The sequence below is a fragment of the Paenibacillus konkukensis genome, assembly GCF_023523925.1.
GTDB classification, from domain to species: Bacteria; Bacillota; Bacilli; order Paenibacillales; family NBRC-103111; genus Paenibacillus_S; species Paenibacillus_S doosanensis.
Window position 1 is genome coordinate 4,485,492 of sequence record NZ_CP027059.1, and the last position, 24,323, is coordinate 4,509,814.

Sequence of the window (24,323 nt, forward strand, 5' to 3'; positions counted from 1 at the left end):
CTGTCCGCCGCTCTTAGCTGCCGTCTCTTTTCTTCTGCTCCAATAGCTGCTGAAGCTGTTCAATTTCGCCTTCGGAGAGCTTCTCCTCCTCCAGAAACTTGGCGAACAGCATGCCGACGGCCCCGTTATACATCCGGTCCAGGAACGATCGGTTTGCGGCTTTGACATATTCATCGTAGGTAACCAGCGGGTAATACAAGTAGTTCCTGCCTGACTTTTCAAATCGGATCGCCTGTTTTTTGTGAAGCCGATTGAGGAAGGTTTTGATCGTCTGGTCCGACCAGTCCATTCGATCCTTCAATTGGGAGATAATCTCGATAGCCGTCAATGGCTCCTTCTGCCATAGCAGCTTCATCACTTCGCTCTCGGCCTCGGTAATATGAGGGGTACTGTTCAACGTCGTCACCTTTTCCAATAATATAATTTACACGTGTAAACGATAGTTTAAGTTTACGGTTGTAAACGAAAAAAGTCAAGAGGCAGGGGATTTTATTGATGAACCATTATTTCCTAATTATGGTATGATTGGAATGGTTGAGGCTTAGACGCTTAGAAATCGGGGGGTTCTTCGCATGAAAAAAACATTATTGAAGTATTTTCCTTTTTTATACCAGTGGAGAGTTCAACAACTTATATGGAACAGGCATCTTAGAAATTTAAATCCGAACATCGCATACGCGCGCGGCAGAAGGCCTGATGCGTTTAATTTTGTTTGTAAGAAGCACAAATCCGTTTTAAGAAGAGTCTTGGCGAATTCGGACCCGATATTGCAAGAAAATAAAATAAAAAATTTAAACATTGCTCTTGAGCATATTGACGGGATCGTTATACATCCGGGGGAGACATTTTCGTTTTGGAAATTGATAGGCAAAACAACAAAAGCTAAGGGCTATATTGAAGGCTTAATGTTATCGCAAGGGGAAGTTCGGACGGGTACGGGGGGCGGATTATGCCAGTTGGCCAATATGCTGTTTTGGCTGGCTCTTCATACGCCGCTGGAGATCAAGGAACGGCATCATCATAGTTTCGATATATTCCCCGATGATCGAAGAGTAATTCCATTTGGGACGGGAACGAGCGTTTTTTACAATTATGTCGATTTGCGGTTTTATAACCCGACACACCTGACATTTCAATATAAAATAATGGTATCCGAGGAGTTTTTGGAAGGAGCCATATTATGTAACGCGGAGCCGGAACGGATGTACAAAGTGGAAGAAAGAAATCATCGGTTTTACCAAAATGAAAACAGGTGGTATAGAGGAAATGAAATATGGAGGCTGGAAATAAGCAGGCAAGATAATAAGCTTATGAATGAGCGGTTAATTATCAGAAACAATTCCGAAGTGAAATATATGAACCTGAATTTCGAAAGCGCATAAGAATGCGGTGGCGATCATCCAGGAGCGGATCAACAACTGTGAATAAGTGGGAGTGGGACCAGCGAAATTTTGAAACCAATATCCACATGGGGATAACTCCCCCCTCCCCAGAAAGGGGCATTGTTGTTTTCCATGTGAAATGTTGGAAGCCGTCACTCCAATTGAACCACTTTGGCTTCGATTCGTTTCCATGCATGACGACCGTCGAAATCCTTGATCAGCTTGAGCACGACCGCGCGACTATGCCGAACAAGCGTCGCCGCGCAATGAAAGAACTCCAGTCGGAATCTTGCAATCGTATAACCCTGATGCATCGGTTCGCAACAATCGCGCTTAAAGCGTTCGAACAAATTGTAGGCCAGCAACTTGATCAGCAGATCGACTTCATTCGCTTCAAAATCACTGGTCGCGATCCGGTCCATGGAAAAACCGTCTTTCGCCTCTTTGATGTAATTTTCCATGCAGCAACGCTGGTTGTAAAAGCGCCATAGGTCAATTGGTTCCCACTCCAGGTTGGTTACAATCGCTTCATACTGCCAGTCCTCGTCGAATACGATGCGGCCTTGACCGTCTTCGCAGACTTGCGTCTTACGAATGACCGCTACGCGACGGGGCTTTTTCCAGGACGTAGCTTTGTAAATCAAAGTGATGCCCTCGATGATCCAGTCCTCGTCGACATAGCGCGTCCAGTAGCGACAAGCCGCCACGTCGCTTGCGAGGCGTTTGGTCCATTTCATTTTGCCGACGTAACCGATCTTGCGGCCTTCCCACAGTTGGTAGAAATCCTCGCCGCCAAAGCCTTTGTCGAACCGGGCGTACGCCACTTGGCGCTCGCCGAGCAGTGCGAAGGTTTGCTGCAAAAAGTCGATTGCGTCGGTTGAAGAATGCGTGTTGCCGGGGCGAAGCCTCGCATTCAGATTCAAGTGGGTTTGCCCTTCAAAAGCCAGCAACGGATGGTAGCTGTTTCGTCCGGGCTTATGCGGATTGATGCCTTTGGCCGCGCCGGCCTGCTCCCCGTATACCGTCTCCACCGAGGAGTCCAGATCAAGGATTGGCTTGGACGGCAAGCAGAGATGAATGATTTCCATATTCAGCTTGCGCAGTTCCGTCGGGAGCTGCGGGCAGGATCTGCCCAGACGCGCGAGCTCCTTGTACAGCAAACTGTGATGCGGCAGACGGCCTCCCAGAAAACGACAAAGCAACACATCGTGCTGTAACTTGCGGAAATGAAAAATACGCCCGCAGCCCAGCATCCAGCCAACCATTAGATAGAGCAGGATGCGATGAACAGGAAAAATGGCGTTGTGCGCTTTGCCGCCGGAAAGGCGCTGCATGGCCTCGGCGAGCTTGATTTTTTCGAGATAGGCCAAAAAGATTTTGACGCCGCCGAAACTCGTGGCGTTCTGCAGCGAAAATTCGCTCTTGATTTTGCTGACCGGTGTGGTAGACTTCACCTAAAAGGTGCTCCTCTCTTTGGGTGATGTTGTCCTGGACAAACACCATTCTACCAAAGATTTGGAGCCCTTTTTATGTTTTTAATGCGCAGTACTTTCGAAATTCAGGATGAAATCAACGAATTAAAAATTTTACATACATAGACTTAAATCAAGCCGGCGCAAGCAAGAGCATGTATAGAAAAGATTGGGATAAGATAGAATAAGGAGGTAGTTGCTTGGTATCCAAAATATAGGTACAATGAGAACGGGTGAAAGATTTGACGCTTTTGCCTTAATGTAAGGATATGATGGTTATGGAACAGGAAAAAACGGTCCAATCGGAATTAGCCAGCCACGTCGGAAGATTGCTCAGGGAGTCATTCGGGAAGGGGCCGCAATCTATTTTTGTAAGCATTCACCGGCCATTTATCGTGTTTTACATGCGGGGATTATTATCTCCTACGGAAAAGATACTGCTTGAGCAGGATCAGATTTTGTCCGTACAGCATACAAGGGATTTACTGATGAAGACGCTTATTCCCGAAATTAAAGCGTATACGTCATTAATTGCGGGCATTCATATTCAGGAATTTTACTATGACTGGGGACTGCATAATTTATCGGGTGTATTCGTAGGGGTTGAATCGGATGATGAAAGCGCAGCAGCCATCAAACAGGGCGAGTATCCCGGAAAAGAAGCGCTTCAGCAGGAAATCGAGAATATAAGTCATGTCGTGCAGAAAACTCCGGAAGAAACGTACTCCTGCATGCTGAACGATCGGACGCTGCTCGTGATTCGGAACGGCATTCTGATCAATATTGAGAAAGAGTTAATCCGGCTTGGTTTTGAAGGGAATTTAAAGCTGGCGAAACGAAATCTGGAAAAAAGCCGCTTTCATAACAACAACCATCTGGAATCTGTAATAAATACGAAAATCATCGATGCATTTGTGGATTGGGATTTCCAATTGGATAAAAGCGTCATTGTTTTTGTGCTAGATCCTATTTAATAAAAAAGGATTAATGGGCCAGAGATTGCGCTGGACATAAGCCTGAATAAAAGCTGCGAGAGCGGCCTTTATTTAGGCTTTTTTCATTCCGTTCCTAATGAAAGAAGACGGGCAGGGGCTTCCGATGCGATGTAAATGACGGAGAATCTGGAATCACAACGGATAAGGAGGATGCGCAAATTGTCTGCTCTAAATGGAAATCATCAGGTAAACGAGTCCGACCTTAAGTTGGACCGTTTGGCTTCAGTCGGTCAAATCGCCGCGGGTATTGCTCATGAGGTCAAAAACCCTTTAACCGCGGTTAAAGGGTTCCTGCAGTTGCTTAAGGACGAAGCACCGCATAAATACCTTGATCATGCCTATTCGGAATTGGAGAATGCCATTTCCACATTGCAAAATTTATTGCATGTTTCTAAACCGGATTTGGAACAAGAACCGTTCGATTACATCAATCTTTGTTCCGAGTTGGAATCTTTACTGTATCTTTTTCAAGAACGGTCCTATCAAGTCACCATTCATAAACAGTTTTCGGATACGGACGCGAGAGTATACGGAAAAAGGAATCAGTTGAAAAAAGCTTTTTTTAATCTATTAAAAAATGCATTTGAAGCTATATCGGATAATGGAACTATTACAATTAAACATTATAAATCGGATGAGAACTTAATCATCCAAGTCTCGGATACCGGAAGCGGCATACCTGATGACAAATTGCAATTGCTGGGCACTCCTTTCTATACATCCAAGACGGAAGGCACCGGCATGGGGCTAGCGCAAGTGTTTTCGACGATTCACGATCATCACGGGATCATTCATGTGAGTAGCGAGCTTGGGGTAGGCACTGAATTTTCGGTACAATTTCCGATTCATACTACGACAAATGAGTTAGGAGTGGTTTCATTGAACTTAAAGCAAGCCCCGAATCAAAATTTTTCGGATTTTTATACGGATAATCAAGATGTCTTTTTCGGATTGCTTAAGCAGCAAGGCAGAGAACTGATTGAAACCATCAAATCGACGGAAATTGACATCGATTTTATCCTTGAATCGGCGGACAAGGTAGTGCTCTTGCTTAATGAACGCAATGAGCACGGCTTGATTGTGCATGCCAAAGAACACGGCAGAAATTGGGCGAGACATAATTTGGATTTAATACTGAAGCTTGAATGGATTCAAATGCTGCGTAAGACGTACTGGGATTTCCTTTATAATTTTTACGAGAGCGTCGAACAAAATCAGAAGCAATTTTTCGAATTGGAACGGCAGGTTAATTTTAACTTGGACTCTTATTTGAAACATTTTGCATCCAGTTACTCCGAGTATAAGAATGAGGTTATCCAATTTCAACGAGGGGTGAATGAGGACCTGCCCGTACCCGTCATTCCCCTCTCCGGTCATATAGCCATACTCCCTGTTGTTGGCGCTCTGGACACGCTTCGCACCAAAAAAATTCAGGGGTACATACTAGATCGCATCTATCAGCTGCAAATGAAACAAATGTTCATTGACTTAACCGGTGTCTCCTCTATGGATACGGCGATGGCGTCGAATCTGATTAAAATCGCGAATGCTGCCGCCATTCAAGGGTGCAGAGCCGTCATCACCGGGATACGACCCGAAGTTACCCATACATTGGTTGAATTAGGCATTGCTCTGCATGAAAAAGTGGAGACGAGAGGGACCTTACAGCAAGCCCTTGAGCTTGCATCAAATGGTAATCAGCTTTAACCTTGCTAAACAGGGATAAAATTATTAAAATGAGGTTTGGGTAATAGATATGACGCTTTTGCCTTATCAATTATATGTAGGGAACCGGCAGTTGTTTTGTGCAATACCAACAAGAATGAGGATCAGATCCAGTTGGCCGTAATGAACCAGAGATAGCGCTGGACATAAGCCTAAATTAAAGTTGCTTAGCAGCTTTTATTTAGGCTTTTTTTTGTTACTAAGGGGAGGTTTAGGGCAAAAATCTACGGTGAATTATACTATCCTACTAATTAAGGTAAAGCGAGGATGTTTTTACCTGGACCGAGGATGAATTTTTGATGAATGAAAATCACTTCCAGAATGAAATTGCAAGCCATATAGGGAAAATACTCAGAGATGCATTCGGTAAAGGGCCACAATCCATTTATGTAAGTATGGACCGTCTATTTGTTGTCGTGTATTTACGAAACTTTCTGACGCCAACGGAAAAAATACTGTTAAAGCAAGGACAAATTCGAGCCATTCAACATACGAGAGATGTCGTGATGAGGTCGATCATTCCTGAAATCAAGGTCTATCTGCTGCTGTTAACCGGAATGAATATTAAGGAATTTTATTATGACTGGGATTTGCATAATCACTCCGGCGTTTTTGTTGCGTGTCAGTTCGAAGGTTCCTCCTCATTGGCGTCCGCATCCCAGGAGCAGTATGCAGGGAAAGAGGAGCTTCATCATGAAATTAGCTGTATGAGTCATCGAATCCAAAAAAGGCCGGATCAAATCTACTCCCGCATGATTAATAAAAGAACGCTTCTAATTGTTCGTTGCGGCGTTCTAATCGATCTTAGCAAAGAATTGATTCAGCTTAGCGATGAGGATCATTTAAAGCAGGCGCTGACTCATCTCGAAAAAAAACATTTGCAAGACAACAAGTATGTGGAGCAAATACTGAATACGAGGATTGTTGACGTCTTTGTCGGCTGGAATTTTCAAAAGGATAGAAGCGTCATTGTGTTTATCTTAAACCCGATTGCATAACAACTTGCGGGCAAAAAGTCATATCTCATTATGAAAGAAGGAGCAGCTGCGGCTTGCTCCTTTATTTAACGTATGGGGAATGTCAGGGTGAATGGCGATGCTTCAATAACATGGAGACGTAGAACGATTCTTTTTCCACAATCAGCTCGGTATGAGCCACGCCGTAATTGATCCCCTCCATCGTTATGGCATTTACTAATTGGGTGAGGCGCAGAAATTCTCCGATTTCGGAAACGTATATATCCGTCGTTGAATCGTCGGGGAAGATGCACAATACTCTCATGGGGCTCGTCCTTTCTTTATTTTCACAGCAATCATTTTAAACCAACGATAAAGTAGCTAGACGGTTCTGCCAAGAGAAGATAGTGCGTGTTTACAGAAAATATATACTGAAGGGATTTTTTCCTTGGAGTTTCGAAGAAATAGTTCGTTCAAAAGCTATTGTCGATAATTTAACTAAGCATGGTTCGAAGCCATATTTATTGAGTATTATATTAGTGAAGGCTTTCAATCAATTTGTAAATCAGTTCATTTTATGTTTTTTTTGGATATACTTCGGATATACATTGGCGGAAGGATGTGGTATTATTGGCTCAAGACTGCAAGAAAGGGCTGGTGCATGTGACGACGACAACCATTGGAAAATGGGGAAACAGCATGGGCGTTCGCATTCCGCAAGAGTTTTTGGAAACTGCGCATTTGGGGGTGGGGACAAAAGTTGAAATTCAACTGATCCCTGAACAAGGAATCCTCTTGAAGCCAATGACCCAGAGTAAGCGCAAATCCAATCGTGAGCTGCGTAAGCTGTTATTATCCATGCGTGGCAAAAACAAATCGGAATTGTCACAAGGGATACTTATTGATGATTCGGTGGGAGATGAAATGTTTTAATGCCGATCACAGGAACAGTAGAACGAGGCAGTATCGTCTGGTTTAATCATCATCCGACCAGAGGCCACGAGCAAAATGGCTATCGAGCCTCCATCGTAATCTCAGATGGAATCATCGATCCTACCTTAAACCAGATTGCGTTAACCGTTCCGGTGACGACGCAAATCATGGGACACACGTTTGAATTTCCCGTTCCCCGAGGGATTGGGACACCGGGAACGCATGTGCTGGCGCCGCAAAATCGGTTTTCAGAGTTAAGTGGCGTGGTTCTTATCAACAATGTTAGAACTGTTGATCTTGCGGCGAGGAACGCCATTGTCATTGGTAGGGTTGATCCCGAATCGGAGTTTTTCATCGGTATTATTGATCGTGTCATGGCAATCATGTCCTTTCCTGAAGATGATGAGGAAGAATGGGAACGCGAAGCCTAATGGGCTTGCATGGGTACCGATTGTTAATAGAGCTTGCCGCGGCAGGCTCTTATTTATTTCCAAAATAAGCATATTTTTAGCGGCCGTTGAAAAGGAGTCCTATCCTTCATCACGAATAGGATATTAGGTAATTTAACAAAGCAAAATCGATGCCCAAGCAGGAGATGATGGATACCATGACAAAGTTGAGTGAGGGTCGGACGGCCGAGGTTTTTACACAAGATCAGGGGAAAATTTTGAAGCTTTACAGAAACGGATTTCCTAAGGAAGCGGTAAAATATGAATATGAAGTCAACCGGATTGTCGCCCGCTTAGGGATTCCGGCTCCAGCAACGTACGATATTATCGATGTTGACGATAGAAGCGGGATCGTATTTGAACGGATTGAAGGCGAGACCTTACTCCGCATGGGCATACAGCACCCTGATGACCTGGATCGCCTGATCGCCGAGTTTACCGACCTGCACTATCAGATACATAAGCATGAACTGGATACGGAGCTCGTTGGAGCCTCTCCTGTCCTTAAGCAGAAAGCGGTGCTGGCTCGCAATATCCGCAATGCTGCGCCGCTATCGGACGAGATGAAAGCAAAGATCATCGATGATTTGGAAAAGCTGCCGGATGGAAACTATTTATGCCATGGCGATTTTCACCCGGAAAATGTGATGATCGGGCAGCGCAGCTGGATTATCGATTGGATGACAGGCATGATCGGAAATCCAGCCGGCGATGTCGCCCGCACGCTGCTGCTATTCCGTTTCGGCACATTGCCCGAGGAGGCGCCGCAGAACGTTAAAGATGCGCTGGAACGAATGAGAGAAAAGATCAACGGCATCTATTTGCAGCAGTATCTTTCCTATTCCGGTCTGCAGCTCGTCGATATTGAGGCGTGGACGCTGCCGGTTGCCGCAGCCCGATTATGCGAATGGATTCCTGACGAAGAGAAGGCGCTGCTGATCGGCTTGATCGAGGAACGGCTGTAAAGATATCCACCTTTTGTTCATAAATAATTAAAAGGGCTGGCACATATGCCAGCCCTTTTACACTTATATTAGCTTGCTTCGTATACGTTACCTGCGCATTGAAGTGTCCCTTGAGCGTTAGTGTTAGCGATTAATGTTTGCCGGTTTTGACCATTGGAAACACTTGCCGTTTCGCTAAACCATGTGCCATTTTGTTCATACGTTCCCTCAACTATGTTTGTACGTCCGATTTCCGTCGTAGTAGTCCCGGTTTGCACAACAACATAATACCTTATATAGGGATAAACGTTCCCTTCGGTCTACCACCCATGAAAAGTAACTGAACCTTGTGTCGTAGCGTATTTGCCATCAACGAGGTATTGTGTGCCAGCTGCTATTCCTTTTGAAGGGCTACTGTAATATGCTATTGAGACTGTTTGAGGTGAGAAGTTTACAGATTATGTAATACTATTAAGCTGTGGATTGTTGTCTTCAACTCCAATAATAAAGTTTTCGGTTGTTACCGATCCAAACTCCTCTGAAGACGGGTCTAGATGAACGAGGACAGGCTCAAGCGTAAGTGTATATTTTCCGTTAACTAAATCAACGGAAAATGGTTGAGGGGGAAGTTCTCCAAATTCATCATACGTAAGTGCTACATTTAACTTCACATGCGACAGATCAGAATCATCTACAGAGATAATCTTGTAATCTTTTAACGGGGCATACTTATAAGCTTCTTCATATTCTTTTTTCTGAACTTTCTTATTCGCGTACTTTTTATCTGTTGAAACGGCAACAGCTTCATCGAGATTACCATTCTCCATTGATACAAAGTATTTGTTGGCAACTTCCATAGCATCCCTAATATTCGGTTCCTTTACATCTTTTGCACTTGCGACACTGCTAAACACTAGCGATACAAGGGTAAAGCTCAATAAAGTTGACTTGAATTTCATTGCGGCATTCAATCCCATTTCTTAGTTTTTTAATATGTTTTTTGGAACATTTCTAGTATACAAAACTATGAAAATGCCGTAAACCATATTTACCCAAAATAGTTAAATGGAACTATAAGGTTTCGATAATCGGAGCTAAGGAAAGAATACCCTATGGTTGTGAGTCTGTTTGGAACAGCGCGGCGAAACGCCATGTACAGCTTGTCCCGAGAAAACTCTCAAGATCCTAGCCTAATGCTTTATGCCATATTGTCTGAAATTCTTGAAAATAGTGACTTGGAGAACGTTTATAGTTATTTTGGGTAAACAGAACAGATGCGGTGCCTAAGGTATAGGAGAAATCAGCCGGTAGTTCCGAATTGGCATTCAAAATGAAGGCAGTTTCCTTTTCCAAGCTCTGAGAAATGATGAAGCTGATTTCGCTGATATTTAATTTTCGGGCATAGATTTCTAATACTTTGATAATAGCGTCTTTGATGACAGCTTCACTTTGTAATCGTTGATTAACGCAAACATAAAAATTAATTACTTCCAGAGTGGGCTTACCCTGAGCTTCGACAACACGTAAATTAAGGTCGATTTGTATCGAGCTTAAATAATATTCACTTTTAACGTAAGCAGTTCTATAGCGGCTATAGGAAGAGATATGGCACGCCGCACCAACTTGGAGAAGCAATTGTCTTAAATATTCATTATTGTCAGGGCTAAAAACTTGATTACGACTATAAAGAGGTACATCTTTATTTTCTTGTGCTATTTTGTCATAATTCAGAATAACCGGATCATCCTCAATAAGGTCTTTTATGCTGCAATCAAGAACTTGAGCTAAAATGGCAAGGCTAGAACGTCAAATCCTGCTCCTTCATTAATTTTTTAAGGTTAATTTTGAAGTCCATTTCCCCAAACCTCGCTTTTTTCAATAATTTAATTTGAGTATATCGGTAGTAAGGGGGACGCGGTAGCTCCATTATATTGGAGGGGTATAATCAACCTGCCTCCCCGTCGACCGCCGCGACTTATGAAAGTTGATAATGGATTTGGAGTATGCCTATACATAGATCATCACAAGAGTTGTAAAAAATCTTTTTAATGAAGGGAAAATCGTATGGCAGATGACGGGGACGTAAACAAAGATCGGAATCCATCGACGCCGGAATATTTTGAAGCCGCTCATAAGCAAAGGGAACGGTTTCTGAGCGCCATTCAACATAGCGATCTGGATTATATCGGTCAATTCGAAGGGGAGATGAGCCGGAAATTCGGGGATAAGCAATTAAATATTTTGAACCGGGTCCCCAACGATAAAGTGCGCTCTTTTAAAAATATTTTACTGTCTCATAACACGCTCTACAGCTATTCGGCCGAAAGGGGAGGGCTGAGCGCGTGGCAGTCGCACTTTATATCCGAGAAATATGCGATCATGATCGAGCATGCCACAACGATTGCCGAGCTGGACAAGCTCCATTCGAATATGGTGCAGGAGTATTCCGATCCGTCCATCCGAAAATCCAGCAGCAGCGATAACCTCACCATCGTGGAAAAAGCGGAGAAATACATTGAAATGAACTTTGCAGAGGACATCTCCATGGATGAAATGGCGGCCAAGCTGCATGTGCATCCTTCACATTTAATGCGGGTATTTAAAAAGGAAAAAGGAATGACCATCAGTTATTACCGAAATCAGCGCAGATTGAAGGAAGCCAAACAGCTGATTCTGTTCTCCCATTTGTCCATGACGGAGATTGCGATTATGGTCGGTTTCGGGAATTCCCAGTATTTCTCGAATTTTTTCAAAAAGGCGGAGGGAATCACTCCGTTGGAGTTTAAAAAAAGGAATGCCAAATGAATGATTCTTAAGGCGCATCGTTACGGATGCGTCTATTTTTGTGCCCTTCCATAAAAATGATGCAATTATACTATAAAAACATGCAATTGTAATGCAAAAGCGGTTTGCCATTTGGAGGTATACTTATAAAAATTCATATTAAAGCGCTTACTTTAGCAAGAATACAGAGGAGGTCACGCATGAAAAAGTTCGGGGTTAGAGACCAGGTCGGATATGCGCTGGGAGATATAGGAGGCAGCTTCGTCAACCTATATATAGGCGGATTTTTCTTGATTTTTTGCACGTATGTCTTAGGCGTCAGCCCGTATTTCATGGGAACTTTATTTTTATTAGGTAAATTTTTCGACGCGGCTTGCAATGTGATTATGGGGACGCTGCCAGACCGTTGGAAGCTGGGGAAATCGGGCGATAAGTTCCTTCCTTATATATCCATTTCCAAATGGATATTGGCGGCTTCCTGCTTACTATCTTTTGCTGATATATCGAGTCTGGGCTCCACGGCAACGCATGTTTGGGTCGTGTTCGTCTACCTCTTCTTTTGCGTCGCGTACACGGCGGATTCGATCCCGTACGGTTCTCTTGCGTCTGTGATAACCAACGATCCTGTCGAGCGTACCAAATTATCCCGGGCGCGGGCTATCGGCGGAATGATTGTCGGACTGGGATTTTTATCTTTCGTTCCGATGTTCATTTACGATCACTCCGGCACGGTGATTCCGGCAGCGTTTTTCCAAATTGCCATTGTGTTTAGCATTTTATCGGTATTGGCTTATACGGGGCTAGTGCGTTTAACGACAGAACGCGTTCGTGACGATAAACCGGCGGACATGGAATCCGGCTACCGGTTTAAGGAAGCCTTTACGGCAGCCATCACAAACAGGCCGTTGCTTGGGATGATGGTAGCCTCCGTCGGCTCGCTTCTGATGATCAACGGCGTAAGCCAGCTAGCCCCTATCGTCTTTGCGGAACGTTACCACATGCCCGGCGCCTTTACGATCAATTCTTTTGTCAGCATTGGCGTGACGCTTGTCCTGTTCGTGATCGTTCCCAAATTAGTGGAGAAGTTTAACAAAAGGAATCTGGTGATCGCGACAGCCATCTTTAGTTTAGCTGCAACCTTGTTATTAACGTTGGCAACGTTTGAAAATGTATACGTGTTCATGGCCTTGTATAACATGGCAACGATCGGTTCTTCAGTCTTTGTGATGGTGGTGTGGGCTCTTGTGACCGATTGTATTGATTATGCAGAGCTTCAGACGGGAAAGCATTATGAGGGAACGATGTATTCTTTATATTCTTTTGCCCGCAAAGTTGGTATGGGATTAGGCGCGGCTATCGGAAGCTACGCTTTAGGCTGGGTAGGCTTTGTTTCGGGAGCCAAGTCGCAATCGCCGCAAGTTGCAAATGGCGTATTAAAAATGTATACGGGCATGCCGATACTCTCATTTCTGTTAATTATTATCGGTGTAGGGTTCATCTATAATCTCAATGCCAAGAAAACGAATGAAATGTATGCAGCATTGAAGGAAAAAAGGGCGATCCAATAAAAATAATAGGGGAGTTGCATATGCGTACTCGATTTCTTTCAAAAATGACGAATGGCGAAGCAGAGCAGTATTTAAACCGGAATGATGTGATATATGTTCCTGTCGGAGTCACGGAAACCCACGGAGCTTTGCCGCTGGATGCTGAGACTGTTCTGGCAGAAGCGGTGGCGTATACGATGGCTGAAGCCTCGGACGGGCTGGTGCTGCACAATCTGCCCTATTTCTTTCCTGGCGGAACGATAGTCGCTCGGGGTACGATTCAAATGAGTGTAAAAGACGGAATGTCTTATTTGGATAAGATTGCAAAGTCGCTATTGAAGCAAGGCTTTAGACGGCAAATCTATATTACGGCTCATGGTCCGGCTTATTTAACTGTAAGCGGTATGGCGCGTGACTTCTTTGATGAAACGAAAGTGCCGATCCTGTACATGGACCTGTTAAAAGCGGCAGAAAGCGTAAATTTCGATCTGATAGACCGATTCCACGATATGACGATCGGGGCGTATAAAATGCTGGGCAGATTGGAAGATGTGCCGTTAAATGTACCTGAATCTCATTCCGTTACTTATGATGTTCAACATATGCTGGCGGGAATGAATAAAAATCCGGGCAATGGATTAGGCAAGTATGCGTATCAATCCGGCGCAGTGGGTTCTTACTTTTATGAGCCGTCCGATCATATGGCGACACCGCTTCTGCAAACGCCCGAAGAAAGAGAAGCGCATGCGGACGCAGGGATTCAAGCGATTCATGAGCTTATTCAAGCGCTGGATATGCCAAACATTGTAGATTCGCTTCGTCAAGTAGACGATTATACGAAGGAGACTATTTTACCTAAGTACGGAACGCATCTGCCGGGCTGAGTGACATCATGAGGCTGCCTGCAAGCGTATGAAGACCCCTCACTGAAGGGGTCTTCGTGCGTTGCAAGACTCGAAGAAGGCTTCCTCAGTCTAACAAAAACACTCGGGAGCCGCGCGATCGTCTTCCCTCTTACCGGAATCGGGCAATGGGCCGCTGCGCTCGAAGGAAGCCAGAGCCTGCGTGGCATGGCTGAGCGCGGCTCCGGCTTCCGTAGAAGCTGCAACAAGGACGGCTTCGACGATTTCCTCGCGAGTTCCGCCTAATGCCTTGTATCTTTGTACATGGGTGTCGATACAGTAAGGGCAGCCGGTCACATGCGCGACCGCCACGGCGATAAGCTCTTTGGTCTTGAGCGGGATCGCTCCGGTCGACGTGTAGACCTCTTTTTCAAAGGCGAAAAAGGCCGCTGAAGCTTGCGGGGCCAATTTCACCAGCTCGGGGATTTTTTTCAGGTCGGCATAGCTGTAGTAATGACTCATTGGACATACCTCCTTAAGGCATATTCTGATCTTGCCTTCTCATTGTAGCGGCTTAAGAGGGAGGTTTCCGTGACAAAGTCACTTAAGCGAAAGGTAAGACGATAATCGATGAATATCGGCGACGGCGATTTTGCCTCTGCGCACGATAATCGCGCCTTCTTGTGCGAAGCTTCTCAGCATGCGGCTGACGACTTCGCGGGCGGTGCCGAGGTCCACAGCCATTTGTTCATGAGTCAGCTCGATCCATTCGGAATCACTATCCCGTTCTTCGTGACGCTGCAGAATATATGCGGCGATGCGTTCTTGCACGGAGCCGAAAGCGATTTGTTCCAGCAAGGCGGACACATGGATAAACCGATCCATAAATTGTCTGTAAATAAACTTCCGTACCGACGGATCGTCATGCATCCATTTTCTGAACGGCTCTACCGGAAATAGCGCAATGTCGGTTTCCGATTCGATCTGTACGGAGGCTTCGTAAGGCGTTTCTCCCAAAATGCTGGCCATCATGAGAACGCAGCATTCTCCCGATCGAACGCGGTAGAGCGTAACTTCTCTTCCCGAGGCGCCGATCTTATAAATGCGAATGCAGCCCGACAGGACGAAGATCGCATGCTTCAAATAATGGCCTTCCGCTATCGGGTGAAGAGTTGACGGTACTACGCGGATAATGTCGGCTTGGGCCCAGTCCTGGGCGGAGAGATATGAGAAACAGGGGAATAGACGAATGATCTCATCCACTTTATGAGGTTCCATGGTAACCCCCCTTTACTAGCAATTTGGCGGCATGGTTCTATCCTGATTTTACCATCCGTTGAACGGATTTCATAGGTTCGGTTTGTCTTGCGGGTCATGCGAGTCAGCCGCCGAAACTTTTTTACATCGATTCTTATCTTAAGGTAAAATAGACTTAGTAAAGAGAATCTTGGAAAAAATAGTATTCATATGACCTCATATCGATGGGAAGGGTGAAGTCTTGTGTCAAATACGGAAAAAATTAAACTGACCTCATTTTCAACCAAAGGAGGCTGCGGATGCAAGATCGGTCCCGGCGACCTGTCTCAAGTGATTCGCTCGCTCCCGGCTTCCACTCCCGACCCGAACTTGCTCGTAGGCATTGATACGAGCGACGACGCCGGCGTTTACAAGCTCAGCGAAGAGCTGGCGCTCGTTCAGACGGTCGACTTCTTTACCCCTATCGTCGACGATCCGTATGCATTCGGCCAAGTGGCGGCCGCCAACGCGATCAGCGATATTTATGCTATGGGCGGCAGACCGCTCACGGCTCTGAACATCGTCGCGTTTCCGATCCGCACGCTCGATAAGCAGGTGCTGGCGGAGATTTTGCGCGGGGCGGGAGACAAGATGAAGGAAGCGGGAATTACGCTGGTCGGCGGCCATTCCATCGACGATAATGAGCCCAAATTCGGGCTTGCCGTTACCGGCCTTGTTCATCCCGGCAAAGTGCGGACTAATGCAGGGTCCGTACCGGGAGATAAGCTGATTTTGACCAAGCCGATCGGCGTAGGGATTTTGACGACGTCGATTAAGAAGGACAAGCTGTCCGAGGAAGAGATCCGGCGCGTGACCGGAGTCATGGCCGCGCTCAATAAGACTGCGGCCGAGACGATGGAGCCGTACGAGGTTCATGCTTGCACGGACGTTACCGGCTTCGGACTCATGGGTCATGCGCTGGAAATGGCCGGAGGAAGCGGGGTAGGAATTCGGATTCAAGCCGACGCCGTTCCCGTGCTCCCGAGAGTCAGACAATTGGCCGAAGAAGGCTTCGTTCCGGGCGGGACGAAAAATAATTTCGCTCATGTTCAAGACGCCATTACGTTTCCCGACACGTTGGATCAGATCGGTCAGTGGATTTTATGCGATGCGGTGACGTCCGGAGGGCTGCTCATTTCCGTAGCGGGCCATCAGGCGGAAGAGCTGCTGAGCAAGCTGAAGCTGTCGGGTGTCGAAGCGGAAATCATCGGGGAGACGACAGGCGATCACCCTGGGCGCATCGTTGTCCTCTAGTTGAACTGGAACTTTTAGTAAAAGTAGCTTATACGTTGTTTGAGGACATTACACTAGACGAACTGTTAGCGCTGCGTAATCGCAAAGAAATCGTATTGATCGACGTGCGTTCCCCTTCCGAGTTTGCGGATTCGACGATACCGGGCAGTTTGAACATTCCGGTGTTCGATGATGCGGAGCGGGCCGAAGTGGGAACGATTTATAAGCAGGTCGGCGTGCAAGCGGCCAAAGAAAGAGGCCTGGAAATTTTCTCGGCGAAGCTGCCCCAATTCATTAAAACGTTCGGGCAAATTAAAGAGCCCAAAGCCGTATTTTGCTGGCGCGGCGGCATGCGCAGCAAGACGGCGGCGACGGTGCTTGCGTTAATGGGGATTCGGGCTTATCGGTTAACCGGAGGCTTCCGCACTTACCGCAAGTGGGTCGTCGAGACGCTGGAGCATATGGAGTTCAAGCCGCGGGCGGTTGCTTTATTGGGGCATACGGGGACGGGGAAGACCGCTATCCTCAGAGGGCTGAAGGGGGAAGGGTTTCCGGTACTCGATCTTGAAGGCATGGCGGGGCATAGAGGCTCTATTTTCGGACAAGTCGGGCTGGAAGCGAATAATCAGAAAACATTCGACTCTTTACTGGTCACCGATTTGCTGAGCATGCAGGACTCGCCTTATGTGCTGCTTGAGGGCGAAAGCAATCGGATCGGCAAAGTCGTGCTGCCCAAATTCGTCATTGAGAAGAAAGAAGCGGCGAAGCAAATCTGGATTCAATTGCCGATGGAAGAGAGAGTTCGGAATATTGTCAAAGAATATCGGCCGCGGGAACATAAAGAAGAGCTGATATTTGCGTACCGGAAAATAAACAGCCGCATTCACACTCCGATTGCCAATGAAATCATGACTTGCTTGACGGAAGAAAAGTTTGACCATGCGGTTCAGCTTCTGCTTGAGCACTATTACGACCCGCGCTATGAGCATGCCATGAAGTTATATGAACAGGAGCGGGTTGTGATCGAAGCGAATACGGTAGAAGAGGCGGCGCATAAGGTAAAGGATTACTTGGTCACCGGCGATGCGGACAGACAGCAAGCTTGCAGGTAGCGATATAAGAACATTTCAAGGCGCCCATAGGAATCGGGTGCCTTTTTATATCGGTTCAATGAGGCGCTTCGTAAAAAACGGATGAATAGTCTGCTTTTCATACCATTCCTAGGGTTTTGTGGGAGCTATACCGCTACTTCTCTGCAATTGGATGGTTATCACTTAATTTTCCGGCTTTCAAATACCATGTAACTATCATATAATAGTAAGTATCTTAATCTATCGTTAATAGTTTGGTATACTTGATTGATCTAGGGAAGGTGTGTGACTGCGTCCGCACCCTGGCTTGCTATGGAGCCGAAGCAGAAGCGCCTATATTATTTCTTCAAATATTAGCATGTAAGGACGGTTAATGATGAGCAACGGACAAACAAAAACAGACGTTATCTTAATTGGTGCCGGAATCATGAGCGCGACTTTAGGGTCACTGCTGAAAGAATTAGTGCCGGATTGGAAAATCACAGTATTCGAGAGACTTGCTAAGGCAGGAGAGGAAAGCTCTAACGAATGGAATAATGCGGGAACCGGGCATGCTTCCCTGTGCGAGCTGAACTACACCGTTGAGAAACCGGACGGTTCCATAGATATTAGCAAAGCGATCAAAGTCAATGAAGAGTATCAGCTTTCCAGACAGTTCTGGTCTTATCTGGTCGAAAGCAAGCTGATCCGCAATCCGCAAGATTTTATTATGCCGGTGCCTCACATGAGCTTTGTGCAAGGGGAACAGGACGTTAACTTTTTGAGAAAACGGTTTGAAACGATGTCCGCCAATCCTCTGTTTGAAGGGATGGAGTTTTCCGACGACCCGGACAAACTGAAGCAATGGATTCCGCTGATGATGAATGATCGGGTAAGCAATAAACCTATAGCGGCAACAAGAATTGAATCCGGAACGGATGTCAACTTTGGCGCTTTAACGCGCTTATTGTTTGCCCACTTAAAGAGTAAAAACGTCGACATAAAATTCAAACAAAATGTAGATGATATTAAACGTGCCGCAGACGGGTCGTGGGACCTGAAAGTGCGGAATGTCGACACCGGCGCCGTGGAACGCCATACGGCGAAATTCGTCTTTATCGGCGGCGGGGGCGGAAGCCTACATTTGCTGCAGAAATCCGGCATCCCTGAAGGAAAAGGCATCGGCGGCTTCCCGGTCAGCGGACTCTTTATGGTCTGCCAGAAGCCGGAAATCGTCGCCAAGCATCATGCCAAAGTATATGGCAAAGCTTCGGTAGGCGCGCCTCCAATGTCGGTTCCGCATCTGGATACGAGATTTATCGACAACAAACAATCGCTGTTATTCGGACCGTTTGCCGGCTTCTCGCCGAAGTTTTTGAAATTCGGTTCCATGATGGATTTGATCACGTCCGTCAAACCGCATAATCTCGTAACGATGATGGCGGCCGGCGTGAAGAACGCTTCGCTGACGACATACTTGATCAAGCAAGTGATGCTGTCGAAGGAACAGCGCATGGAAGAATTGCGGGAATTCGTCCCTGACGCGAAGAGCGAGGATTGGGATTTGCTGGTGGCCGGCCAGCGTGTGCAAATCATTAAAGATACGGCCGCGGGCAAAGGAATTCTTCAATTCGGTACGGAAGTTATCAACGCCGCCGACGGTTCGATCGCTGCCTTGCTCGGCGCTTCTCCGGGCGCTTCAACCGCCGTTTCCGTTATGCTGGAAGTCATCGGCAAATGCTTCCCGCAGCACATCAAGGCATGGGAACCGAAGATTAAAGAAATGATTCCTTCTTACGGTGAATCCTTATTGAATAACCCGGATCTTGTCCATCAAATTCATACGTCGACATCGCGGACGCTCGGTTTGAACCGGGAGCTGCAGCCCGCGAAATAGAGTGATAAAAAGGCCTTCCGTCCCGATTTCCACGGGACTAAGGCCTTTTCGTTTTGTCTGAAGGGTAACGCTTATTTTTCCTGCCTTTTTATTTTGGCAAGCTCGGCGCCGATGTTGTCCTTCGCTTCCTGCAGCAGCGCGGCGGGTCCGCCTTTTCCGTTAATAGCCAGATCGCGGATGCGGTACGTTTCGGCCCAATAGAACGAAGCCGCCGGCGAAACGGGCCTAATCTGTGAGGTGCTCATAAGATCGAGAAATACCCTCATGTTGTGGTCCTGCGATAGCCCGAGCCGCTCATTGACCGCGGGCATCGACGTCATCAAGCCTGTTCCGCCCGCATGCTCCGCCCATCGGAAATTACCGTCTTTTTGCGCCGCATACTTGATGAAGGACCAGGCCAATTCGCGCTGGACGGCGCCCTTCGGTATAATCATGGCGTTGCCTCCGATCCAAGAGGTCTGCGGGCTGCCATGGACAGACGGCATAGGAGCCACGCCCCACTCAAATTCCGGCCTGTATTTCTCCAGGTCCCGCAGAATCCAATTGCCTTCGAAGACAAAGCCGATCTTTCCCGTCCAAAACGGGCTGACTCCGATCTGGGCCGTCGTATCGCTAAATTCCGACAGGTTGGCAATATCGTATTTCTTGGCGTAAGAAGTCATCCATTTCAGCGCCTGCGCGGTTTGCGGCTCGCTAAGATCGAATTCGCCGTTCTTTCCGGCAAACCGGGCCCCGAAGTTAAGGCCATGGGTAAATAAAGAACCTTGGCCCATCCACGGCACGAATCCGACCTGCTCATACTTTCCTTTCTTGTTCTTAATAAATAATTTCTCCACCATATCGTCCAGTTCTTCTATCGTTCCGGGCGGTCGCTCCGGGTTCAACCCGGCGTTTCGCATTAACGTCTTGTTGTAATACATGGCGCGCGTATCGGCGAGAAAGGGCAATCCGTACACCTTGTTCTGATAACGGACTTCCTCCCAGGCCCCGGGATCGTAATCCGCCGACTGAATCCCGTCCCGACGGACAAGGTCGCTGATATCCTCAACGGCCCCTTTGGCGGCCATGGAGCCTATCGTAAACCGGTCGATGACGGCGACATCGGGAGAGCTTTTACCTGCAATAGCAGCCAGCAGCTTGTCCGAAATATGGGTTTTATCGGCGTCCTCGGCGATCGTCAGCTTGACCTTGATCCCCGGATGCGTCTTTTCGAATTCTTCAATGACGTATTTTTGGAAGTCCCTTTGAAATTCGCCGCCGATAGAAAACCAGAAATGAAGGGTCGTCACCTGCTGCTTCTTGTCTTTCCCCGCGCTTTTTGCCGCTGCCGTTTGTTCTAGGATGGCGCTATTGCATCCAGCAAGTACTAGTGGAATGAACATGAGTATGAGCATGACCGGTAAGAAGCTCTTCGGGCGACGTCTCATCATTCTGACCTCCCTCGGTTCAAACGCTTAGTCGGCTGCCTCCAAGACATACCGGCGGATCGCCTGCGCCACTCCATCCTCCAGGTTGCTGCCTGTGACCGCTTGCGCAAGCCGTTTCACCTCGTCCTGCGCATTGCCCATCGCCACGCCCATTCCTGCCGCGAGAAGCATCGCCTTGTCGTTCAAGCTGTCTCCTACGGCCATCACCTGAGACATCTCCAGGCCATACATCCCGCATACTTCCAGAATGCCGCTCGCCTTGGAGATGCCTGCGGGATTAATCTCAATATTGCTCGGGTGGGAATTGGTAATCTCGACCGAAGCCGCCTTCTCCGCTTTTGTACGTACCCGCTGCAGCAGGTCCGGATCTTTCGAGAAATAACCGAACTTCAGCCAAACGGACTCATCCGTAATGCCGCTCCAATTATCCGCAGTGATCATCCCCTCCGTCGTATAACCCCAGAAGGAGCAGCCCTCTTCCAATGAAATATCGTGAAGCTCCTTGATAATCGTGCCGTCCAGCGTATGACGTTTATGCAGCTCGCCGGAAGAGGTCCACACCTCGCTTCCGTTAGCCGTTACAAGCGGGGATTCGAGCTCCAGATCCCGCCAGTAGGGCATAGCGCTCTGCATTTCCCGTCCCGTCGCGACAATCACCGTCACCCCTTGAGCGCGCGCCTGCGCAATCGCTTTACGATTTTCATCCGACACGGCGGAATGCTTGTTAAGCAGCGTCCCGTCCAAATCGAGCGCAATCAATTTAATTCTGCCCATGCCTAAAGCCTCCTTCCATCATCTATCCTTTCAATCCCCCTAAGGTGATTCCGCGAACGAGCTGCTTCTGGAATATAAAAAAGATGAGAATGGAAGGGATCAGAATGACGGTGACACCCGCCATAATCGGACCGTAGATAACGCTCTCGGAAAATTGAAGCATCGTAATTCCCACCTGCACCGTTCGCATATGCTCCGAATTCGTAACGAGTAAAGGCCATAAATAGGTGTTCCACAAAGCGATAAACGACGCGATGAATATCGACGCCAGGATCGATCTGGACATCGGGACCAGCATGTTGGTGAAGAAGCGAAAATCGCCGCATCCGTCGATAAAGGCCGCATCCCGGTATTCTCTCGAAATGGTCAGGAAATGCTGGCGCAAGATGAACATATACGTCGCGGAAGCCATCATGACGATGATGACGCCGGAGTAAGTATTGATCAATTTCATATTGGCCACGGTAATATAGTTGGTAATGATGAGCATGTCACCGGGAATCATCATCGTGCCGAGGATAACTAAGAACCAGAACTTCTTCCCTTTAAACTCAAGGAACGAAAAGGCATAGGCCGCCAGGCTGCTCGTAATGAGCCGGCCCGCCGTGCCGACAATCGCAATCAGGAAGGAGTTCCATATAAAGCGGACCAGCGGCGTTGACGTAAAAACGGTCTTATAGTTGTCCAGAAACACATGGCTTGGAAACCACCTGGGAGGAAAGGCGCTTAAGTCGCCGGGACTCATGAAACTGGCGCTGACGCAATAAATCACCGGGGAAATGACGATGATGCCAATAATGACGCATAGTGTCGAAAATAGAAAGTTACGCATTGTTCCGGCAGTACTCATGAATAATGCACTCCTTTCTTTTCATACACAAAGGTAATCAGGGTAAAGATCATGACAATAATAAAGATCACGATAGCGACGGCGCTTCCGTAGCCGTATCGGGCATTTTCGAAGGCTTCAATGTACATCCGGTAGATCATCGTTTCGCTGGATCCCATAGGTCCGCCTTTCGTTAACACCATGACAGGCCCGAACACCATTAGAGAATGAATCAAATCGGTAATAATGAGAAAAAAGAGCGTGGGGGACATCAACGGCAGCTTGACGTGAAGCAGGGATTGAACGTAGCTGCTTCCTTCCATCTCCGCCGCTTCCAAGAGTTCCTCGGGAACGTTGCGGACCGCCGCGAGCAGAAACAGAAAGCTGAAGCCGATGCCCATCCAGATCGAAACGATGGCGATGCCGACCATCGCATATTTCTCGTCACCGAACCAGTTGATGCTAAGTCCGGTCATCGCGTTGAATACGCCTATCGACGGATTCAAGATCAATTGAAAGATCATAGCCGCCGAGGACATCGATACCGCCATCGGCAAAGCGAATAGCATTTGGTAGATGCCGATGCCTTTGCGTTTCTTTTCCGCCAACAAGGCCAGGACAAGACTGACGATCAACGTTCCCGGAACCGTAATGACGGTATATTTCAGAGTGTTGAAAAAGGTTTGCAGCAATCGATGGTCGCTGAAAATATTGATAAAGTTTTCGAACCATACGAATTCAATCGGGTTCCCGTTCAAATCGACCAAGGTAAAGCCCAAGTAGAACGTCTTGGCAAAGGGATAGTAGGTGAACAGGAAAACGAAGACAAGACACGGCAGCATAAATAAGTACGGTTTGACGGTTTCCTTCCATCTTTTCTTGCCGACATGATAGTTTAATCCCGTGCTTTTGGCGGGGGCGCTCACATTCATGCTTCCTGCTCCTTCCACAACGGCGCCGCAGGTATAACCAACTGCGCTACGACCGGATAATGATCGGAAGGATACCGTCCGCCGATTTTGCGGCGATCGATGAGCACGGATTCCACCCGCACATCCGGAGTGACAAAGATGTAGTCGATCGGCTGCCCCTCCTCGCGTCCGCAGTAGTTGTTATGGAATGTCGCGCCGATAGGCCCCTTCACGGCGGCATAGGCGTCCGTCATCTCTACCGGCTCCTCTTTCCCGGCGAGCTGTCCCCTCATAAAGCGGATCGCCGCATTGTCCGGCTCCGCATTGAAATCTCCCGTCAGAACGACGGGGAGCCGCCTCGCCGCCCGCATTTCCTTAATCCGGCTCCAGATAAGCCGGACTCCCTGTTCCCGCGCCAGCTGCCCCCGATGATCCAGGTGGGTGTTGAAGTACAGCAGCTCCGCGCCGGTTGCTTTATGCCGCACATGCGCCCATGTGCAGATGCGCGGCAGGGAGCTGTCCCAGCTGACGCTTGCCGGAACTTCCGGCTGCTCCGACAGCCAGAAGGTCCCGTGCTCCACCATGTCCGTCAAGCCAGGCTTGAAAAAAATAGCGCTAAGCTCGTCTTTGTCCTCTCCCAGGCGTCCTTCGCCGACCCATTGATAGTCAGTTAGCCGAAGATCCTCCAGCATGCCGACATGCCCTTCCTGCGTACCGAAAAGCAGCGGATCATGCTCCCTGATCATTTCGGCCGCTTGCTCGAAACGATACATCCACGCGTTATCTCCGTCCGGCGCGCGGCTGGTTCTCAGATTAAATGTCATCAAAGTCATATTCGTCGCCATGACTTACCTCCC

Annotated in this window: 25 protein-coding genes; 13 read left to right on the forward strand and 12 right to left on the reverse strand. The window is 47.5% G+C overall.

Going from position 1 to position 24,323, the window contains the following annotated elements; translation table 11 throughout:
* Nucleotides 1-13: 13 nt before the first annotated feature.
* Nucleotides 14-397, reverse strand: a complete 384-nt coding sequence (locus tag SK3146_RS19435) for a BlaI/MecI/CopY family transcriptional regulator (RefSeq protein WP_249860375.1) — start codon at nucleotides 395-397, stop codon at nucleotides 14-16.
* A 175-nt stretch (nucleotides 398-572) separates the two neighbouring features.
* On the opposite strand from SK3146_RS19435, the gene SK3146_RS19440 reads away from it, so the two are divergent.
* Complete coding sequence (locus SK3146_RS19440; protein WP_249860376.1) at nucleotides 573-1,382, forward strand: VanW family protein; 810 nt, start codon at nucleotides 573-575, stop codon at nucleotides 1,380-1,382.
* A 152-nt stretch (nucleotides 1,383-1,534) separates the two neighbouring features.
* On the opposite strand, the gene SK3146_RS19445 is transcribed toward SK3146_RS19440, so the two are convergent.
* Nucleotides 1,535-2,836 (reverse strand): IS1380 family transposase, encoded by a 1,302-nt coding sequence (locus tag SK3146_RS19445; RefSeq protein ID WP_249860377.1) that lies wholly within the window; start codon nucleotides 2,834-2,836, stop codon nucleotides 1,535-1,537.
* A gap of 296 nt (nucleotides 2,837-3,132) precedes the next feature.
* Between SK3146_RS19445 and SK3146_RS19450 the strand changes: the two genes are divergently transcribed.
* The 3 genes from SK3146_RS19450 to SK3146_RS19460 all read left to right on the forward strand — a co-directional run bounded on the left by SK3146_RS19450 (nucleotide 3,133) and on the right by SK3146_RS19460 (nucleotide 6,572).
* Nucleotides 3,133-3,828, forward strand: coding sequence for a Na-translocating system protein MpsC family protein (locus SK3146_RS19450; protein ID WP_249860378.1), 696 nt, complete (start codon nucleotides 3,133-3,135; stop codon nucleotides 3,826-3,828).
* A gap of 171 nt (nucleotides 3,829-3,999) precedes the next feature.
* Nucleotides 4,000-5,556 carry an ATP-binding protein gene (locus tag SK3146_RS19455; protein ID WP_249860379.1) on the forward strand — a complete coding sequence of 519 codons (1,557 nt, stop codon included), beginning with the start codon at nucleotides 4,000-4,002 and terminating at the stop codon, nucleotides 5,554-5,556.
* 317 nt (nucleotides 5,557-5,873) lie between these two features.
* Complete coding sequence (locus SK3146_RS19460; RefSeq protein WP_249860380.1) at nucleotides 5,874-6,572, forward strand: Na-translocating system protein MpsC family protein; 699 nt, start codon at nucleotides 5,874-5,876, stop codon at nucleotides 6,570-6,572.
* Between the two features lie 82 nt (nucleotides 6,573-6,654).
* Here SK3146_RS19460 and SK3146_RS19465 read toward each other — a convergent pair whose 3' ends face one another.
* Complete coding sequence (locus SK3146_RS19465) at nucleotides 6,655-6,855, reverse strand: hypothetical protein (protein ID WP_249860381.1); 201 nt, start codon at nucleotides 6,853-6,855, stop codon at nucleotides 6,655-6,657.
* A gap of 305 nt (nucleotides 6,856-7,160) precedes the next feature.
* Between SK3146_RS19465 and SK3146_RS19470 the strand changes: the two genes are divergently transcribed.
* The 3 genes from SK3146_RS19470 to SK3146_RS19480 all read left to right on the forward strand — a co-directional run bounded on the left by SK3146_RS19470 (nucleotide 7,161) and on the right by SK3146_RS19480 (nucleotide 8,877).
* Nucleotides 7,161-7,463 carry an AbrB/MazE/SpoVT family DNA-binding domain-containing protein gene (locus SK3146_RS19470; protein WP_249860382.1) on the forward strand — a complete coding sequence of 101 codons (303 nt, stop codon included), beginning with the start codon at nucleotides 7,161-7,163 and terminating at the stop codon, nucleotides 7,461-7,463.
* Nucleotides 7,463-7,894, forward strand: coding sequence for a type II toxin-antitoxin system PemK/MazF family toxin (locus SK3146_RS19475; RefSeq protein ID WP_249860383.1), 432 nt, complete (start codon nucleotides 7,463-7,465; stop codon nucleotides 7,892-7,894). Before SK3146_RS19470 ends, SK3146_RS19475 begins: the two co-directional genes overlap by 1 nt.
* Nucleotides 7,895-8,130: 236 nt before the next feature.
* Nucleotides 8,131-8,877: a phosphotransferase family protein gene (locus tag SK3146_RS19480; protein ID WP_249860384.1), complete on the forward strand. Its 747-nt coding sequence runs from the start codon at nucleotides 8,131-8,133 to the stop codon at nucleotides 8,875-8,877.
* A gap of 437 nt (nucleotides 8,878-9,314) precedes the next feature.
* On the opposite strand, the gene SK3146_RS19485 is transcribed toward SK3146_RS19480, so the two are convergent.
* Together SK3146_RS19485 and SK3146_RS19490 are read right to left on the reverse strand one after the other, a co-directional pair.
* Entirely contained in the window at nucleotides 9,315-9,833 is a 519-nt protein-coding gene (locus tag SK3146_RS19485) for a hypothetical protein (protein ID WP_249860385.1), read from the reverse strand.
* Nucleotides 9,834-10,041: 208 nt separating this feature from the next.
* Nucleotides 10,042-10,491 carry a hypothetical protein gene (locus SK3146_RS19490; RefSeq protein ID WP_249860386.1) on the reverse strand — a complete coding sequence of 150 codons (450 nt, stop codon included), beginning with the start codon at nucleotides 10,489-10,491 and terminating at the stop codon, nucleotides 10,042-10,044.
* A 429-nt stretch (nucleotides 10,492-10,920) separates the two neighbouring features.
* Here SK3146_RS19490 and SK3146_RS19495 point away from each other — a divergent pair, with 429 nt between their 5' ends.
* From SK3146_RS19495 to SK3146_RS19505, 3 genes are all read left to right on the forward strand, one after another.
* The gene (locus SK3146_RS19495; RefSeq protein ID WP_249860387.1) at nucleotides 10,921-11,661 is read left to right on the forward strand and encodes a helix-turn-helix transcriptional regulator; all 741 of its coding nucleotides are present in this window, start codon (nucleotides 10,921-10,923) and stop codon (nucleotides 11,659-11,661) included.
* Nucleotides 11,662-11,840: 179 nt separating this feature from the next.
* On the forward strand, nucleotides 11,841-13,208 hold the full coding sequence (locus SK3146_RS19500; RefSeq protein ID WP_249860388.1) for an MFS transporter: 1,368 nt from the start codon (nucleotides 11,841-11,843) through the stop codon (nucleotides 13,206-13,208).
* 20 nt (nucleotides 13,209-13,228) lie between these two features.
* Complete coding sequence (locus SK3146_RS19505; protein ID WP_249860389.1) at nucleotides 13,229-14,071, forward strand: creatininase family protein; 843 nt, start codon at nucleotides 13,229-13,231, stop codon at nucleotides 14,069-14,071.
* A gap of 90 nt (nucleotides 14,072-14,161) precedes the next feature.
* Here SK3146_RS19505 and SK3146_RS19510 read toward each other — a convergent pair whose 3' ends face one another.
* Both SK3146_RS19510 and SK3146_RS19515 read right to left on the reverse strand, forming a co-directional pair.
* Nucleotides 14,162-14,551 carry a carboxymuconolactone decarboxylase family protein gene (locus tag SK3146_RS19510; protein WP_249860390.1) on the reverse strand — a complete coding sequence of 130 codons (390 nt, stop codon included), beginning with the start codon at nucleotides 14,549-14,551 and terminating at the stop codon, nucleotides 14,162-14,164.
* A 78-nt stretch (nucleotides 14,552-14,629) separates the two neighbouring features.
* Nucleotides 14,630-15,307 carry a Crp/Fnr family transcriptional regulator gene (locus SK3146_RS19515; protein WP_249860391.1) on the reverse strand — a complete coding sequence of 226 codons (678 nt, stop codon included), beginning with the start codon at nucleotides 15,305-15,307 and terminating at the stop codon, nucleotides 14,630-14,632.
* 222 nt (nucleotides 15,308-15,529) lie between these two features.
* Between SK3146_RS19515 and selD the strand changes: the two genes are divergently transcribed.
* The 3 genes from selD (at nucleotide 15,530) to SK3146_RS19530 (ending at nucleotide 19,525) form a co-directional block, all read left to right on the forward strand.
* A complete protein-coding gene (gene selD / locus SK3146_RS19520) occupies nucleotides 15,530-16,579 on the forward strand; it encodes a selenide, water dikinase SelD (protein WP_249860392.1) in 1,050 nt (349 codons plus the stop codon).
* 35 nt (nucleotides 16,580-16,614) lie between these two features.
* Complete coding sequence (gene mnmH / locus SK3146_RS19525) at nucleotides 16,615-17,670, forward strand: tRNA 2-selenouridine(34) synthase MnmH (RefSeq protein ID WP_249860393.1); 1,056 nt, start codon at nucleotides 16,615-16,617, stop codon at nucleotides 17,668-17,670.
* Between the two features lie 355 nt (nucleotides 17,671-18,025).
* Entirely contained in the window at nucleotides 18,026-19,525 is a 1,500-nt protein-coding gene (locus tag SK3146_RS19530) for a malate:quinone oxidoreductase (RefSeq protein WP_249866368.1), read from the forward strand.
* A gap of 71 nt (nucleotides 19,526-19,596) precedes the next feature.
* Here the strand turns inward: SK3146_RS19530 and SK3146_RS19535 are convergent, their stop codons facing one another.
* From SK3146_RS19535 to SK3146_RS19555, 5 genes are all read right to left on the reverse strand, one after another.
* Entirely contained in the window at nucleotides 19,597-20,907 is a 1,311-nt protein-coding gene (locus SK3146_RS19535) for an ABC transporter substrate-binding protein (RefSeq protein ID WP_249860394.1), read from the reverse strand.
* Nucleotides 20,908-20,979: 72 nt separating this feature from the next.
* Nucleotides 20,980-21,726: a Cof-type HAD-IIB family hydrolase gene (locus SK3146_RS19540; RefSeq protein WP_249860395.1), complete on the reverse strand. Its 747-nt coding sequence runs from the start codon at nucleotides 21,724-21,726 to the stop codon at nucleotides 20,980-20,982.
* Nucleotides 21,727-21,748: 22 nt separating this feature from the next.
* Complete coding sequence (locus SK3146_RS19545) at nucleotides 21,749-22,576, reverse strand: carbohydrate ABC transporter permease (protein ID WP_249860396.1); 828 nt, start codon at nucleotides 22,574-22,576, stop codon at nucleotides 21,749-21,751.
* Nucleotides 22,573-23,487 (reverse strand): carbohydrate ABC transporter permease, encoded by a 915-nt coding sequence (locus SK3146_RS19550; RefSeq protein ID WP_249860397.1) that lies wholly within the window; start codon nucleotides 23,485-23,487, stop codon nucleotides 22,573-22,575. The genes SK3146_RS19545 and SK3146_RS19550 overlap by 4 nt, the downstream gene beginning before the upstream one ends.
* Nucleotides 23,484-24,311 (reverse strand): endonuclease/exonuclease/phosphatase family protein, encoded by an 828-nt coding sequence (locus tag SK3146_RS19555; RefSeq protein ID WP_249860398.1) that lies wholly within the window; start codon nucleotides 24,309-24,311, stop codon nucleotides 23,484-23,486. Before SK3146_RS19555 ends, SK3146_RS19550 begins: the two co-directional genes overlap by 4 nt.
* Nucleotides 24,312-24,323: the final 12 nt, after the last annotated feature.

Coding starts and splice junctions, on each gene's coding strand:
- SK3146_RS19460 (WP_249860380.1), top strand. CDS start 5,874: ATGAATGAAAATCACTTCCAGAATGAAATTGCAAGCCATATAGGGAAA.
- SK3146_RS19475 (WP_249860383.1), top strand. CDS start 7,463: ATGCCGATCACAGGAACAGTAGAACGAGGCAGTATCGTCTGGTTTAAT.
- SK3146_RS19540 (WP_249860395.1), bottom strand. CDS start 21,726: ATGGGCAGAATTAAATTGATTGCGCTCGATTTGGACGGGACGCTGCTT.
- SK3146_RS19495 (WP_249860387.1), top strand. CDS start 10,921: ATGGCAGATGACGGGGACGTAAACAAAGATCGGAATCCATCGACGCCG.
- SK3146_RS19545 (WP_249860396.1), bottom strand. CDS start 22,576: ATGAGTACTGCCGGAACAATGCGTAACTTTCTATTTTCGACACTATGC.
- SK3146_RS19465 (WP_249860381.1), bottom strand. CDS start 6,855: ATGAGAGTATTGTGCATCTTCCCCGACGATTCAACGACGGATATATAC.
- SK3146_RS19510 (WP_249860390.1), bottom strand. CDS start 14,551: ATGAGTCATTACTACAGCTATGCCGACCTGAAAAAAATCCCCGAGCTG.
- SK3146_RS19530 (WP_249866368.1), top strand. CDS start 18,026: ATGAGCAACGGACAAACAAAAACAGACGTTATCTTAATTGGTGCCGGA.
- SK3146_RS19550 (WP_249860397.1), bottom strand. CDS start 23,487: ATGAATGTGAGCGCCCCCGCCAAAAGCACGGGATTAAACTATCATGTC.
- SK3146_RS19485 (WP_249860385.1), bottom strand. CDS start 9,833: ATGGGATTGAATGCCGCAATGAAATTCAAGTCAACTTTATTGAGCTTT.
- SK3146_RS19515 (WP_249860391.1), bottom strand. CDS start 15,307: ATGGAACCTCATAAAGTGGATGAGATCATTCGTCTATTCCCCTGTTTC.
- SK3146_RS19450 (WP_249860378.1), top strand. CDS start 3,133: ATGGAACAGGAAAAAACGGTCCAATCGGAATTAGCCAGCCACGTCGGA.
- SK3146_RS19535 (WP_249860394.1), bottom strand. CDS start 20,907: ATGTTCATTCCACTAGTACTTGCTGGATGCAATAGCGCCATCCTAGAA.
- SK3146_RS19440 (WP_249860376.1), top strand. CDS start 573: ATGAAAAAAACATTATTGAAGTATTTTCCTTTTTTATACCAGTGGAGA.
- SK3146_RS19555 (WP_249860398.1), bottom strand. CDS start 24,311: ATGGCGACGAATATGACTTTGATGACATTTAATCTGAGAACCAGCCGC.
- SK3146_RS19500 (WP_249860388.1), top strand. CDS start 11,841: ATGAAAAAGTTCGGGGTTAGAGACCAGGTCGGATATGCGCTGGGAGAT.
- SK3146_RS19505 (WP_249860389.1), top strand. CDS start 13,229: ATGCGTACTCGATTTCTTTCAAAAATGACGAATGGCGAAGCAGAGCAG.
- SK3146_RS19455 (WP_249860379.1), top strand. CDS start 4,000: ATGCGCAAATTGTCTGCTCTAAATGGAAATCATCAGGTAAACGAGTCC.